Annotated in this window: 11 protein-coding genes and 3 pseudogenes; 7 read left to right on the forward strand and 7 right to left on the reverse strand. The window is 70.6% G+C overall.

Features of this window, described 5'->3' with window-relative positions; genetic code table 11:
* The first annotated feature begins 246 nt into the window (after positions 1-246).
* The 4 genes and pseudogenes from bdeA (at position 247) to IE124_RS11640 (ending at position 5,166) form a co-directional block, all read left to right on the forward strand.
* Positions 247-1,116 (forward strand): bis(hydroxyethyl) terephthalate hydrolase, encoded by an 870-nt coding sequence (bdeA, locus tag IE124_RS11625; RefSeq protein ID WP_370468759.1) that lies wholly within the window; start codon positions 247-249, stop codon positions 1,114-1,116.
* A gap of 99 nt (positions 1,117-1,215) precedes the next feature.
* Positions 1,216-3,999, forward strand: coding sequence for a helix-turn-helix transcriptional regulator (locus IE124_RS11630; protein ID WP_189507548.1), 2,784 nt, complete (start codon positions 1,216-1,218; stop codon positions 3,997-3,999).
* Between the two features lie 7 nt (positions 4,000-4,006).
* Positions 4,007-4,279, forward strand: a pseudogene (locus IE124_RS11635) (SAM-dependent methyltransferase); the annotation flags it as partial.
* A gap of 122 nt (positions 4,280-4,401) precedes the next feature.
* Positions 4,402-5,166, forward strand: coding sequence for a maleylpyruvate isomerase family mycothiol-dependent enzyme (locus tag IE124_RS11640; protein WP_189507551.1), 765 nt, complete (start codon positions 4,402-4,404; stop codon positions 5,164-5,166).
* Between the two features lie 67 nt (positions 5,167-5,233).
* Here IE124_RS11640 and IE124_RS11645 read toward each other — a convergent pair.
* The 3 genes and pseudogenes from IE124_RS11645 to IE124_RS11655 form a co-directional block, all read right to left on the reverse strand.
* Positions 5,234-5,354 (reverse strand): annotated as a pseudogene (locus IE124_RS11645) (IS5/IS1182 family transposase); the annotation flags it as partial.
* 347 nt (positions 5,355-5,701) lie between these two features.
* A complete protein-coding gene (locus IE124_RS11650; RefSeq protein ID WP_189507553.1) occupies positions 5,702-6,514 on the reverse strand; it encodes a hypothetical protein in 813 nt (270 codons plus the stop codon).
* A gap of 386 nt (positions 6,515-6,900) precedes the next feature.
* A pseudogene (locus IE124_RS11655) lies at positions 6,901-7,128 on the reverse strand (IS5/IS1182 family transposase); the annotation flags it as partial.
* Positions 7,129-7,379: 251 nt separating this feature from the next.
* Here IE124_RS11655 and IE124_RS11660 point away from each other — a divergent pair.
* The 3 genes from IE124_RS11660 (at position 7,380) to IE124_RS11670 (ending at position 10,464) form a co-directional block, all read left to right on the forward strand.
* Positions 7,380-7,856, forward strand: a complete 477-nt coding sequence (locus tag IE124_RS11660; RefSeq protein ID WP_229832379.1) for a hypothetical protein — start codon at positions 7,380-7,382, stop codon at positions 7,854-7,856.
* Positions 7,857-7,987: 131 nt separating this feature from the next.
* Entirely contained in the window at positions 7,988-8,512 is a 525-nt protein-coding gene (locus IE124_RS11665) for a VOC family protein (protein WP_189507555.1), read from the forward strand.
* Between the two features lie 695 nt (positions 8,513-9,207).
* Complete coding sequence (locus IE124_RS11670; protein ID WP_189507558.1) at positions 9,208-10,464, forward strand: hypothetical protein; 1,257 nt, start codon at positions 9,208-9,210, stop codon at positions 10,462-10,464.
* Positions 10,465-10,500: 36 nt separating this feature from the next.
* Here the strand turns inward: IE124_RS11670 and IE124_RS11675 are convergent, their stop codons facing one another.
* From IE124_RS11675 to IE124_RS11690, 4 genes are all read right to left on the reverse strand, one after another.
* Complete coding sequence (locus tag IE124_RS11675; RefSeq protein ID WP_229832380.1) at positions 10,501-10,665, reverse strand: hypothetical protein; 165 nt, start codon at positions 10,663-10,665, stop codon at positions 10,501-10,503.
* Between the two features lie 175 nt (positions 10,666-10,840).
* Entirely contained in the window at positions 10,841-11,629 is a 789-nt protein-coding gene (locus IE124_RS11680; RefSeq protein WP_189507562.1) for a hypothetical protein, read from the reverse strand.
* Complete coding sequence (locus IE124_RS11685; RefSeq protein ID WP_189507564.1) at positions 11,613-12,848, reverse strand: hypothetical protein; 1,236 nt, start codon at positions 12,846-12,848, stop codon at positions 11,613-11,615. The genes IE124_RS11680 and IE124_RS11685 overlap by 17 nt, the downstream gene beginning before the upstream one ends.
* A 185-nt stretch (positions 12,849-13,033) precedes the next feature.
* Positions 13,034-13,723, reverse strand: coding sequence for a hypothetical protein (locus IE124_RS11690; protein ID WP_189507566.1), 690 nt, complete (start codon positions 13,721-13,723; stop codon positions 13,034-13,036).
* Positions 13,724-13,883 lie beyond the last annotated feature (160 nt).

Raw genomic sequence — 13,883 nt, forward strand, 5'->3', positions numbered from 1 at the left:
ACCGCCCGGGACAGCGGGCTCTCGCCCTGAACGGGCGGGGTTCCAGGGAGTGCCTCGAATCCTCCGCGGTCGTCGCTCAATCCGCCGTGCCGAGAAGGCCGGTGATTCTGCCGATGCCCGGGCGGCGTGCCGCCCGGACAGTGGCCGGGCCAGATCACGGCGTGGCCGCCGCCCGGACGCCCGGGTGGCGGCCACCCCACGACACGAGAGGACGACTCCGTCGTGACACGACACTTCGGCGCGGCCATGGCCGCCGCCTGTCTGACCCTGCTGCTGGCCCCCGGCGCCCAGGCCGCCGGCTCCGCCCCCGCGAGTACGGCGGCGGCCGCAGCCAATCCGTACGAGCGCGGCCCGGCGCCCACCCAGAGCAGCATCGAGGCGCTGCGCGGCTCGTACACCGTCGGCGAGACTGCCGTCTCCTCGCTCGCCGCCAGCGGCTTCGGCGGCGGCACGATCTACTACCCGACGTCCACGAGCGACGGCACCTTCGGCGCGGTGGTGATCTCGCCGGGGTTCACGGCCTACCAGTCCTCGATCGCGTGGCTCGGACCGCGGCTGGCCTCACAGGGCTTCGTGGTGTTCACCATCGACACCCTGACCACGGTCGACCAGCCCGACAGCCGTGGCCGGCAACTCCTCGCGGCACTCGACTACCTGACCCAGCGCAGTGCGGTGCGGGGCCGCGTCGACGCGAGCCGGCTCGGTGTGATGGGGCACTCGATGGGCGGCGGCGGCACCCTCGAAGCGGCGAAGAGCCGGCCGTCGCTCAAGGCCGCGGTCCCCCTGACCGCGTGGAACACGGACAAGACCTGGCCCGAGATCACCACGCCCACGCTCGTCATCGGCGCGGACGGCGATACGATCGCCCCCGTCGCCACCCACTCCGAGCCGTTCTACGAGAGCCTGCCCGGCTCGCTCGACAAGGCGTATCTGGAGCTCAACGGCGCCACCCACTTCACGCCGAACTCGTCGAACACGACGATCGCGAAGTACAGCCTGTCCTGGTTGAAGCGCTTCATCGACGACGACACCCGCTACGACCAGTTCCTCTGCCCGCTTCCGCGGCCGAGTCTGACGATCGACGAGTACCGGGGCACCTGCCCGCTCGGTTCCTGACGCTCTGTGCACCGTCACAGAGCCCGGTTCCCGGGTCTGGGCCACTGCCCAGCCCCGGGAACCTTCCGCCGGCCCGTACGGGCCGGTAACGTCACCGCAGTGAGCGGAACGACGCACACCGCCGCAGGCCCGCGGCTGTACGACCGCACGGCCGAACTCGCCGCCGTGGCCCGCCTGTCGGCCCGTACCGTGGCCGGGCGCGGAGGCGTCCTGTGCGTCACGGGCAACCCCGGAGAGGGCCGCACCGCCCTCCTCGCCCGGGCGGCCTACGACTTCCCCGGTACGGCGTACCGCGTCGCCGCGCCCCACCACCGGGGCCCGTGGAGCGCGGCAAGGGCGCTCTTCACGGCGCTTGCCCCCACCCCGGCGGCCGGGCGCCGGGCGCTGCGGCTCGCGCGGGGCGAGGACGGGCTCGCCCGGGCCGTGGCCGGCGTCGCCTCCGAGGCGGAACCCGTACTGGTCTGTGTGGACGACCTCCATCTGTGGGACGCGCATTCACGGGCCGCCCTCGCCGCGGCCTGGCAGGAGACCGACGGCCGGGGGGCCGGCGGGCCCGGCCGCGTGGGGTGGCTGGTTTCGGCCGCGCGCCATCACCGGTTCCCGGAAGTGCCCGGAGCAGAGACTGTGCGCCTGGGCAGGCTGACCACTGCCGGGGCACGGGCCCTGCTCGGCGACCTGTGCCCGGTCGCCGCCCCGGCGCCGCCGGTGGGGGAGCGGCTGCTCGACGAGGCGGCCGGGCATCCCGGCGTCCTGGTCGCGACGGTACGGCGCCTGACCGCGGCTCAGCTCGCGGGGACCCTGCCGCTGCCGCTGCCGGCGGTCGACGACACGGTCCTCGCCGAGGTGTACGGAGGACTCCTCGCGCGCCTCCCGGCAGCCTCCCGCCGTCTGCTCGCCACGGTTGCGGTGATGGTCCTGGCGGACCGCACCGGGGCCGACGGCGCGAGCGCGGTGGCGTACGGGCTGGGAGGCGTACGTACGGGCGGCAGTGGAGGCGGTGGCGTCGGCGGATGGGCGCTCGTCGGGTCGGGCGGGGCGCGTGCCCCGGCCGAGCCGCTGGAAGGGCTGGTCGCGGAGGGGCTCCTGCGCCGCCGCAGGGGCGGAGCGGTCGACTTCGACGACCCGTTCCTCGGGCGCGCAGCGCTCGCCTCGGCCCGGCCGTCATGGCGGGGGGAGCCCAGGGCACCCGGCCCTACGACGGATGCGTCACCCTCGACGGACCGCCCGGACGACCGCCCGACACACCGCCCGACGGACCGCGCGCGGGACCGTCCGGCAGACCGCCCGGCGGCCCGGTCCCCGGCGGCCGGCGCGGCTGCGCTAGCCCGGGGGCAGGGTCATCGTGCCGACCGGCTGGGGCCGTCCGCCGCCGCACGCGCGCTCTCACCCGTCGCCCGGGGCCGAGCGCAGCTCGTCCGGGGACTGGCGGCGCTGGCCGGCGGCCCGGTCATGGACGCCCATGAGGAGCTGCTGCAGGCCGCGGAACTGCTGCGGGGGCGGGCGCCGGTGGAGGCGTCCGACGCGCGGTTCCTGGCGATGGAGGCGGCGTGGGCGGGCGGTGACGTGGAGGGGTGCCTGGCCGCCCTGGACGGTGGTGAGGACGTACGGGGCACGGAGCGCGACTTCGCCGACGGGCTGAGCGCCGCGCTGACCGTACGGCTGGACGACGCCCGCACGGCACTGGCGCGGGTGGTCGCGGGGGACGGCGGCACCGACGATCCCCGGCTGCTCCTGCGGGCCGGGTCGGCCGCGCTCGTCCTCGGCGACACGGCGACGGCGGCCCGGGTCCACGCCCGCGCACTGGTCCGGGCGCGGGCGCAGCACCGTACCGCCCTGCTGCCCCGCGCGCTCGAACAGCTCGCGTACGCCGAACTACGGGCCGGCCGGTACAGCCGGGCCGCGCGCACGGCGCGGGAGGGACTGCGGACGGCGGAGACGACGGGCCAGCACAACGTGGCGGCCCACCAGCACGCTGTACTGGCACTGGTTGCCTCGGTGGAGGGTGACGGCACCGCGGTGACGGAGCACGCCGGGCGCGCGCTCGCGACGGCCGGACCGCACGGGCTCGTGCAGGCCGCGACGCTCGCCGAGTGGGCGCTGGCGCGGGCCGAGCTGAGCCGAGGCCTGTCGGCCCAGGCGGCGGCGCGGCTCGTCCCGTTGGTCCGGTCGGGTCCTCGGGGCGGTCATTTCGCGCTGCGCATGCTGGTGGTGCCCTGTTTCGTGGAGGCGGCGGTCGCGGCCGGCCGGGACGAGGAGGCCCGGGAGGCGGCCGAGGAGTACGCGGCCTGGGCCGCCCTGGGCGTGGACGGTCCGGCACAGGCGCAGCTGGCGCGCTGCCGGGCCCTGCTCGGGGAGGGCGAGGCGCCGGCGTACTGGTTCGGCGAGGCGGTACGGCGCCACGACAGCTGCGGGAACGACTTCGAGCGGGCCCGCACCCTCCTCGCGTACGGCACATGGCTGAGGCGCAAACGACGGCCGGGGGACGCGCGGGGTCCGCTGCGCGACGCCCTCGTGACCTTCGAGCGGGCGGCCGCCGGGGGCTGGGCCGAGCACGCGCGGTCCGAACTCCGCGCGACGGGAGGCGCCTCGGGCGCGGCGGCGGACCCGGCGGCGCTGCGCGAGCTGACCCCGCAGCAGCAGCGCATCGTCCGCCTCGTCGCGCGTGGCGCCACCAACCAGGAGGTCGCCGACCACCTCTCCCTCAGCCCCCGGACCGTGGACCACCACCTCCGGGGCGTGTTCGCCCGGCTGGGGATCCGCTCCCGTGTCGAACTGCCTGGCGTGGTGGACGAGTGGGACGCGGACCGCGAGGTACCGGCCGCCAGGCGGGGTGGGGGGAGCCCCGGCAGGTCGCGGGGGCGGCCACCGGACCGGCACGGATGATGGAGGGATGACACGTACTTTCGAGGAACTCGTCGCGGAGGCCTCCGAGGCGTCCGTCGACGGCTGGGACTTCTCCTGGCTCGACGGGCGGGCGACGGAGCAGCGCCCTTCATGGGGCTACCAGCGGATGCTCGGCGACCGGCTCGCCCGAGCCTCGGCCGGCCTCGACGTCCAGACAGGCGGAGGAGAGGTCCTCGCCGGTGTACGGACCCTGCCGCGGACGATGGTGGCCACCGAGTCGTGGCCCCCCAACCTCACGCGGGCCACCGCGCTCCTGCACCGGAGCCGCGCCGGCCGCTCGCCGGGATCCGCCACGACTGCGCCTTGGAGCGCCCGGCAGTAGGCGTGTTGGGCGGCTTTAATCGAGTGCGAGAGTCTCGGTCCGGGTGGTACAAGGTCTGCGTGCCTGAGCATCTGTACTTCCCCGCCCTGCTGCGGATGATTGACGAGCGGTCCGCCGCGTTTCGCGCCGCCGTCGCCGCGGCCCCCAGTCTCGACGCCGATGTCCCGTCCTGCCCGGGCTGGACGCTGTACGACCTGGCGAACCACCTCAGCGAAGGGGACCGCTTCTGGGCCTACATCGTGCTGAACACCGCGCCGGGCGACGAGCGGCCGAGCAAGGACGGGCTGGCGGCGCCCAGGGAGCGAGAGGCCCTCATATCCTGGCTGGCCGACTCGACGGAGCAACTGCTCACCGCTCTGCGCGAGGCCGGCCCGGACCGGGGCTGCTGGGCCTGGTGGGAGCCGCTGGCCTCGCCGCACACGGTGGCCGCCGTGGCCCGCCGCCGCGTCCCGGAGTCGTTGATCCACACCTACGACGCCCAGCTGGCCTCCGGTAGCCCGCAGGAGCTGCCGACGACCGAGGCGGGCGACGCCATCGAGGAGTTCCTCGCCACCGTCTGCACCGTCACGGTCCCGTGGCCCGGCGAGCCCGCCACCATGGACTACCACGCAGCCGAGACCGGCTCCTGGCGTCAGACGGTGGACGCCGCCGGTTCCCGCTTCACCCGCCTCACCGCGGCGGAGGCCGCCGAGAGCAAGCCCACCGCCGCCATCTACGGCACGGCGAGCGAGATGGCCCTGCTCATGTACATGCGCATCCCGGCCGACTCGCTGCGGGTGGAGGGCGACGCCGACCTGCTCCAGCAGCTGCAGGAATGGGGCTGAGACCGACCGGCAAATGGATCACCCGAGGCGTCGGGTGGCGGGGCGGCCGTCCCAGCGGTAGCGCGGCGCCGACCTGTTCCTTGGCGACTCGCAGGGTGGGCGCGAGCAGCGGGGAATCGGTGCCGGTTGGCCCCGGCCGAGACGATGCCGAGCGGGACGCCGGTGGCTTCGGTGGCCACCGACCGCTCCGTGTTCGGGCAGCAGGGTCACGAACTGGTCCCTTAGGGGTCCGAGCAGGCATGCCGACAGGACAGGCACGAGCCCTCCGGTGATCACTGGGCGTAGAGAACTCGATGATCACCGGGGGTCGTGCCTGCTCGGTATCTGGGGGCATGTGCTGCCGCACTCGTGTCGGAACCTAGGCCCTGTCGTCAAACTCCCGCCTGCCCTGCGACGCCATGCACACACTCTCACCGCACCGGGCACAGACCCGCGTACATCCAGTACGCGGGCCCGCGCCCGGCACGCCGAGAGCACGCACCTGACGCCGCAGGGCCCGTCCTTCGGGCGGACGACGGGAGTGTGACGACAGGACCTAGTCCGCGGCAGCGGCTTGGGCGTGGCGGGCCTCCATCGCGGCGATCACCCGCTGCCGGGCCAGCCGCCGGGCCTGCTTGAGCTTCGAGTCGGCCAGCAGCAGGGGCGCGAACCAGATCCAGCCCCACACGCTGTAGGAAACAGTCTCCGTCAGCACCAGTGCCTTGTTGGTGGCGAGAGCCAGCACAAAGGTCGTGACGTACGCGGCCACCCGGTAGCGGACCATGAGCCGGAGCGGGGCCTGCCACGGGCCCGCCAGCAGCTCCAGCGCGGCCGCAACCTCGGCGGCCCGCAGGTCCTCCGGATGGGCGGGTGCCTGAGCACCCTGCTCCAGCGCTTCGGCAACATCAGCGCTGTGGGACGTCAGAGCCGCTCGATCGGTCCTCGCGGCAGCGGACCTCTCCCGTACGTCCTGCCAGTAGCCCCGCCCGGCCCAGTCGAGCGCGGCCTCCACCCGTGCCGCCTCGGGCGACCCGGGAGGCGCCAGCTCCGCGATCTGCTTCTTGAGCCGATCCACCCGAGCGGCGCGCCCGGGATACGTCCACCCGTCGGCCCGCAGGCACAGCTCCAGGTAGGAGACGAGCAGTCCGAGGTCGTCCGGCCACTGCGCCAGCCCGGCCTTGTAGGCCTTCTCCGCCTCGGCATCATGGTCGTCCTCGTCCTCCGCAGCGTGTGCGAGGCCGAGCCACCGGTAGAGCACCGGATCAGGTCCGAGTTCCTCCAGACCGGATTCGGCCAGGTTCCGAGCCTGAGTGAACCCGCCCGCTGCGAAGAGCTCCTCGCAGCGGGCGGCGTATTCGTCATGTGTCATGCTTCCCGCCCCAGTCGATCAGGAGGTCCACTTTCAGCCACACGAATCCGCTGGTCAAGGCCGGACGACCGAAGCCCGAGGCCCGCCGTCGGGATGAGAAACCCCTGTCGTCCTCATGGGCGTCGTTCCGGGGCACCCTGAGTGTGGTGTAGACGTGGGGACGTCTCTCCGGTTGGGCCGCATAAGGGTTGAGCGGCCCATCCACGTCCAGGAACAGCAGAGGTCGGTTCACGGTTTCCCCCGGTCTTGCTCGCTGTGGACCGCCCTGGCCAGCGCAGTTGTGGGATTGTTTCGGCCCTGCGCCAGCCTGAGTGATCCCGTTGCCCGGCCTCAAGATCCAGTTCCAGAGACCAGGCGTCATCTTGCACGGAGTACATCGCTCAGGCGCCGCGGGAGCGTCTGAGCGCGTGGCCGTCGGGCTCGGCCCCAGGTGACAACCTTTCTTCTGGCTCCGGCTGCGTGCTGGTGGGCCCGGCAGACAGGGGAGTCCACCGATAGGGTCCAGCCGATGTCGTCAGCACGGTCGGCCGCTGCCAGGAGCGCGGCAAGGATCCGCTTCCGGGTCCATCCCCGGCCCAGCTGATCAGTCGCTTGATCAGCGGCTTGAGTCGGCCGCGATGACGCAGACCGGTATGACCACCCGGCGCGGCGTGTGGTGCATCCATCCGATCACACTGCGGATCCTTCCACCTGCGAGGCCTGGTTCAGCAGAGCGGGCCGGGTCTCTGCTCCTCTGGAAGGCAGGTGTGGCGGGACCTGGGTGACGTCGAACAAACGCTGATCGTAGGCTCCCGACAAAGGGGCAACGGGGCAACGGGGCAACGGGGCAACGGGGCAAAGGGGCAACGGGGCAAAGGCAGGTGCGGTGGAGGACATCACGGTGCAGTGGATCAGGACGTCTTGGACCAAGCAGTCTCGGGGCGGGGAGGCCGCTGCCCGCAGGAACGCGGCGCCGGTCGGCCTTTCGTTGCCCGCGGTGCCCTCGGGGTTCGCCCACGTCGTCCACATGGCCGAGCGCGATGGCTTCGAGCCCTGCGCGGTCCAGAGGGACCTTCGCGAGGTCGGTGTCAGCCTGCGGGACGAGGGTGATCGGCTCCGAGTGCTCGCTCGTGTGGAGCCGCTCTTCGGGCTGCCGCCTCGGCGGCGCAGGCCGCCGGCGGTTCACCTGTTTCCCGGGCAGTGGGTCCGCTGGCAGTTGAACTACCGGTTCAGCAGCGCCATGGGCATCCGCGACTGGTCGTACTGGCTCGACACGTTCAACATCGCTTACGGCCCCGTCGACCGGGATGTCTTCCTGCTGGAGCCGACCTTGATCGTCGATGAGTGTGGGCCGGTTCGATAGCGCGGGCCGACCGCACTCAGATGTCAGCAGACGCCTTGGCGTCGGCCTCCTGCGCGATCTAGGTCCGTTACCGTCCTAATTGGGCTCTAAAGTCGCCCCGTCGTGAAGGACTACACGAGGGGACGGAACCGATGAGGCACACTGCGCCCGAGGGTTACACCAGCGTTGCGCCGTGGGTGGTCACCGACGACACCGGTGCACTGCTCGACTTCATCACCGCCGCGTTCGACGGCGAGGAACTCGCGCGGGTGCCGGTTGAGGACGGCACCATCGGCCACGGTGAGATCCGTGTCGGCGACACGGTGGTGCTGGCATTCGACCGCCGGCCCGACTGGCCGGCGATGCCCGCGCTGCTGCGGATCTACGTGCCGGACGCGGACGCGGCCATGGCCGCGGCGGTCGCGCAGGGGGCACAGGTGATCACCGAGGCCTCCGACAGTGCGTGGGGAGATCGCGGCGGTCGGGTACGTGATCCATTCGGCAATATTTGGTGGGTGACGAGCCGGGTCGAGGACGTCGCACCGGACAAGGCCTGGGAGCGCATGTCCGAGCCGAAGTACGCCGAGGCGATGGCCATGGCCCAGGAGACGCTGGACGCCGCGCTGAGCGGCCGGGATTCAGGGGTGGCGAGTGCCCCGCGGCGCTCGACCGACTGAAGTCGTACCGGGCTCGCGGTGCTGACCGCGAGCTGGCCACCCCTGCGCGACGACGAAGCTCCTGGTGGACGGGTTCCCGGTCGGGATCGCCTGTAGCCGCCGGGAGCTTCGCGTGCCGTCCGCCCGTCGTCGATCGATCCGTCCTGGCCGCCCTCGCGCGCACCCTGGTCGAGGCGATGCGCGTCGCTTGAGTCGAAGCGCTCGTGACCATGGGCGGCACCCTGCTGCCGATCGACCCGACCGTCGTCAGAACAGCACTCGGAAACTCCGCTCCAGCGCACCGACCGCGCCACGGCGAGCCCGCCCCTCTCCCGGGCCCAGGACCGCCGTGCCCCGGCCCCGATCCACTGGTGGAGCGCGCGCCCCCGGCCCCCGATCCACTGGTGGATCGTCATGAGAGGTGCACAGTAAGCAATTTGGAGGGGTGGTCCTCCGAACAGCGATGGGCGTCGCCTACACTCCCGCGAGTCATGCTCATGATAAGCGTGGGAGTTCATGTGAAGAGAATGTACAAAACGCGTGCGCTTTTGGCGTTGATGGCGACGGTCACCGCTTCCCTGCTCGCAACCGGTTCCGCTCAGGCCGCCCCTGACCCCGGTCTGGATCTGCGAAACTTCGAGCTCCAGCCGATATCCAATCGGGCCGAACTGCAAGGCCGCGTCAGTAAGTTGAATGCCGATCTCCCCAACGTCGGCGTGAATTCGATCCTGAAGGTCGCCCCTCGTGAGGGCACCTGGTCCAACAGTGTCTGCAACGGCGCCGCCACCGAAGGGAGTACCGTCCCGGAGGGATTCTCCCGCAGCTTCTGCTTCGAGGACGCCGACAACGGCGACGCGAACTCCGAGTGGTGGCCGCAGGGCGTGACCACCGTCGCCGACGCCGACGCGGACCAGACCTGGGGCGACCCCGAGACGGGATGGAACCCCGCCGACCACAAGCCCATGATGGTCACCTGGTACAACAAGGACGACTGGAACAAGGACAAGAAGCCCGACGACGCCGACGTGGACGGCCTGAACACCGAACGCAAGGGTGTCCGCGTCTCGTTCATCGATTCCAGCACCGGCAAGTACGCGCACGTCCTGCTCGTCTACCCGTTCATCAATTCCTCGGGCAACGCGAGCTACATGAGCGTGCGCACATCGCAGCACTACTCGACGAGCCAGAAGCAGTACGGTTCCCTGCACGCCGGCGGAATGGTCTGGTACGGCTACTACTTGTACGTCGCCGACACCAACCGCGGATTCCGGGTCTTCGACCTGCGCAACATCATCGACCTCGGCGCCCTCCCCGCCGGCCAGTGGGGCACGTCCAAGACCGCGATAGGCCGGCAGAACGGCGTCTACCACGCCCACGGCTACCGCTACATCCTGCCGCAGAGCGACGGCTGGACGAACACCGCCTGCGACACGGTCGAGCCGCCGCCGGGCACGCCCTGCGACATGCAGGACGAGGAGAAGACCTGCGAGGCCACGGACGTCACTCCGAAGACCAGCTTCGCGAGCCTCGACCGCAGCGCGGCCGTACGGCACATCACCACCGGCGAATGGTGTGAGCGCGCGCAGGCCACCGACGCGTACCGGACCGGCCGGGTGATCCGCTGGCCGATGAACGACAGCGGGGGGACCCCGGCTCTGGACGCCAACGGGATCTGGGCCGCCGACTCGGCCTACCGCGTTCCCTTCAACTCCGCCTACGAGGACAACGGTGGCATCCAAGGCGCCGCGGTCATCGACGGCACGTACTACCTCAGCCAGAGCCGGGGCGCGCTCAACGGCAAGGTGATCGTCGCACGCCCGGACACTTCCACCGGGCGACTCGTCGAGACGGCCACCCGCCGCACCTCGGCGATCGGTGTCGAGGACTTCTCCGTCTGGCCTGGTTCACCGGACCGGCTCTGGACGGTCACCGAACACCCCGGGCAGCGGATGCTGTTCAGCGTCACTCCCTGACGCGGCACAGAGCCGTCGGCGCGACCGGGTCCTCCGCTACAGCCCGAGACCGAGCATCGCCACCTCGAGCGGCAGCGCGGGCTGTTCGGGCAGCGCCGGCGGCTCTTCGCCGCGCCCCGTGTGCGTGGGCTGCACGGGCCGCAGCGAGCGGAGCCCGTCGGCGGCCCACGGCGCGTCCGTGGCGGGGAGTGAAAGCGTCAATCGCCGTCCGTCCGCCAGGGTGGCTTCGAGCGTGGTCGAGTCCTCGGCCTGCATGGCACCTCATTTCGTCGGCGCACCCCGAGCGCCGATCCCGGCACTCGGTGCAGGAGACGCACGAACGCCGCGAAGGGTTGCCCGGCGGGAGGAATGCCACCCCTGAAGGTGCTCTGAGGCTTCAAGGACGGACGGGCGGTGCGGGCGGCATCAGATCGCTCTCGCTGATGGTGTACGTCAGTGGGGGGTAAATGAAGTCCGTTTCGTTGTTCTCGCGGCGCCGCAGTCGGTAGAACTCCTGCCTCTGCTCATCGTCGGCCGACGTGAGGTGCGCACCCTGCGGGAGGTAAGCGTGTCCGTCGCGAAACCGAACGACGGTCTTCGAGGTGCGGAACGTCACGCCCAGCCATAGGTTGTCCGGACGCGCCTGGGCAGGCGCGTCCAAGACGATTCGGTGCTTGAATCGCCGATTGGCTTCGACGGAGAACGCGACGACGCTGTTGTGGGCGAGCGGGATCTCCAGGATCTCGCCATCGGACCCCTTCGATTCGACGATCAACTTCCTCGGCGGACTCGCTTCGGGATATCGGTAGCAGGAGAAGACGGCGATGTGCGACTCGTCGGCCAGATCGAGGGCTTGGTCGGAATGGCTGCCCATGGACTTGTACGCGTTTGTGTAGCACTCGATGAGGGCGTTGTTGAGGCCGGACGGGAGCTCCGCATGCTCGTGAATCCGTCGCGCCAGACGTTCGTGCACCGCCCCGAAGCCCTGAGTCGGGGTTCCGTATCGCGTGGTGGTGCGGACCAGAGGCACCCCACCCGCCTCGTCGACCTTGGCGAGGGTCGCACCGCGTCGGCCTTTTCCCACATCCTCCCAACGAGCCGACGCGAGAAGCTCCTCGAAGGGATTCCTATCGGCCGGCAGGACGTACGAGTGGAACTCGTCCGAGATCCTAGACGCGCGGGGCATCGTAGTCCCCCGTGTTCATGCTGAAGTGGAATTCGTCGCCGTAGTCGACGAAGGACGAGGTCCTGTTCTCCTCGGCGTACAGCCTGCGCAGCTCCTCCATTCCGTCCGGCGTGGGCGGCCCCAGCTTCACCAGGTCTCCGGCCACTTTCAGGAACGTGTGACCGTTCTTGTGCACGGCCTCGGCGCTCGAACAGCGCACGACGTATCCCAGGCGGGTCGGGAGCAGATCGGCGTCCAACGAGGAGGGCCGGATCTCGTGCGTGTACAGGCGGTTGGTGGACAGCGGCATGAAGAAAACGGAGCCCGGATAGAGGGTCACGGTGAACTGCGGGGGGAGCGGGGCCCCGCCACGTTCTTCGGACTGCTGCTTGAGCCGGAAGTGGAGCCTGGTCAGCCCGCTGGCGCCCTTCACCCCGTAGTCGAAGACGTCTTCAGCCAGCGGCTCCAGCTTGTCGAGCTGATCGTAGAAGGTGCAGAAGGCCATGATGCCGTTGACGGGCATGTCCTTGGTCTTGTCTGCATGGGCCGAGATCTTGGCCTTGGACTGCTTGCGCTCGGCCGTGGCAAGGGTGTTGTGGTAGATCTGAGCGAGGACGTGATTCAGTGGCGCATGGTTCCGGAAGACGGTGGCGGCCTCGCGGTTGAGAGCCTCGACGATCTGTGTGTCGGTCGGGCGGAAGCTCTCGGTCGGCCCCGACAGGTTCGTGGAGCACCGGAGTAGACGGAAATGTAGTTCGTCGTCACTGTTTCGCGTGACGGGCGTCAGATAGATTCCGCTGCGATGGGCCGTTCCGGGCTTGGTGGATTCCGTCAGGGACTGGAACTCGTGCTCCGCACGAATCCCTGCGAAGTGATCGGCGTCGAGCTCGAAGAACCGACGGTAGTAGACGCCGACGCCGTGGACACGGAGGGGAACTCGACCGAGGCCGACGAGGGTCCAAGGATGTTCGGCATCCTCGCGGTACCCGTGCGAGAGCTCCTGGATGACGAAAACCCTGGCGGCTGCATGGAGTTGGTGACCGTTGATCCCGGATATGTCGCCACACAGATAGACGGTCCTCCGGGCCGCCAGGTCGGGCGGACCGGAAGCCAGGTCCTCCGGCGTGACGACGGACCCGAAGAAGTTCCTGACCGACTCGTCGTCGTGCAGCGTCGCGGGCGCCACCAGGATGTTCTCCGCATCGTCGATGTGCGCTTCTGTCAGCTCTGATGTGTCCATCAAGCGGTACCTGCCCTTCGCAGACGTGTCCTCGGGAACCGGACGTCCACCGATTCCTCGGCCTCCCGCCAGTCTCCCTCGGACGCCGGCCGGTACTCGCCTCGACTGTCCTGGTCCTGGTCCTGGCGGTCGGGCCCGGAGCCCCGCCGTTCTCGGGGCTCCGGGTTCCGCAGATCTTCTGGCGACTACTGCCGGGCGGCTGCCAGTTCGTCAACCGCCGTCGTGGTCGCGGCCTTGCCGTCCTGGAGCTGCTGAAGGCGCTTCAGGGTCGCGGCGAGAATGGCCTGCGTGCCCGAGGGGTCACCGCCGGTGGCGCCTTCGACCCGTACGCGGACGGTGGCCTTGCCCGAGCGGACGTACCCGTAGACGGAGTCCTCGCTGGCGCCGGGGTTGACGACGAGCGTGTTCTCGTCGCCGATCGGCTTCCTGGGGCGTTGCTGCTTGCTCGTCTCGGTGCCCTTCCACGCGGTGTACTGGCGGTGGGCGGCATCGGTCGAGTCGAAGAGGCAGATCGCTATGAACGCCATGTCGAGCGTGGAGCCGTTGTACTCGTACGAGGGATCACCGCCACGGACCCAGCCCGGCGGGGTGCTGTCGTCGTCCTGGGCGCCGTTGCAGTACTGCCCGTCCGTCACCGCCTTGTCGTCGTGCAGGGTGTAGCCGGGAAGCGTTTCGCCATCGCCGAGCAGGGCCTGCGTGAGGTGGGCCTGAGGGAGTTCCTTGGTGATGGGCTTCGGAGCGGCTGCCGGCTTGCTCGCCGGCTGCTCCGGCTTCCTGCCGTCGGTCGAGCCGGCCCCTTCGCCGCCGGAGGAACAGGCGGTGAGCGTGGCCATCCCGAGGAGAGCGGCGGCGAGAGTGATGCGTACGCGTGGCATGAGCACACAGCCTAGCCTTCGATGATCATGAAGCCCCGGAGAAATCCGTCACCGGCCGGCCGGAGGCAGGACGCCACGCCGCATCCCGATCCCTCCCCGCCCCGCATCCCGATCCCTCCCCGCCCCGCATCCCGATCCGTGCCCGCCCTGCGTCCCGATC

The sequence above is a fragment of the Streptomyces narbonensis genome, from assembly GCF_014649015.1.
GTDB lineage: Bacteria > Actinomycetota > Actinomycetes > Streptomycetales > Streptomycetaceae > Streptomyces > Streptomyces narbonensis.

Excerpts from the sequence above, each read along its gene's own strand:
- bdeA (WP_370468759.1), top strand. The coding sequence starts at position 247 with ATGGCCGCCGCCTGTCTGACCCTGCTGCTGGCCCCCGGCGCCCAGGCC.
- IE124_RS11650 (WP_189507553.1), bottom strand. The coding sequence starts at position 6,514 with ATGACACATGACGAATACGCCGCCCGCTGCGAGGAGCTCTTCGCAGCG.
- IE124_RS11665 (WP_189507555.1), top strand. The coding sequence starts at position 7,988 with ATGAGGCACACTGCGCCCGAGGGTTACACCAGCGTTGCGCCGTGGGTG.
- IE124_RS11680 (WP_189507562.1), bottom strand. The coding sequence starts at position 11,629 with ATGCCCCGCGCGTCTAGGATCTCGGACGAGTTCCACTCGTACGTCCTG.
- IE124_RS11685 (WP_189507564.1), bottom strand. The coding sequence starts at position 12,848 with ATGGACACATCAGAGCTGACAGAAGCGCACATCGACGATGCGGAGAAC.
- IE124_RS11690 (WP_189507566.1), bottom strand. The coding sequence starts at position 13,723 with ATGCCACGCGTACGCATCACTCTCGCCGCCGCTCTCCTCGGGATGGCC.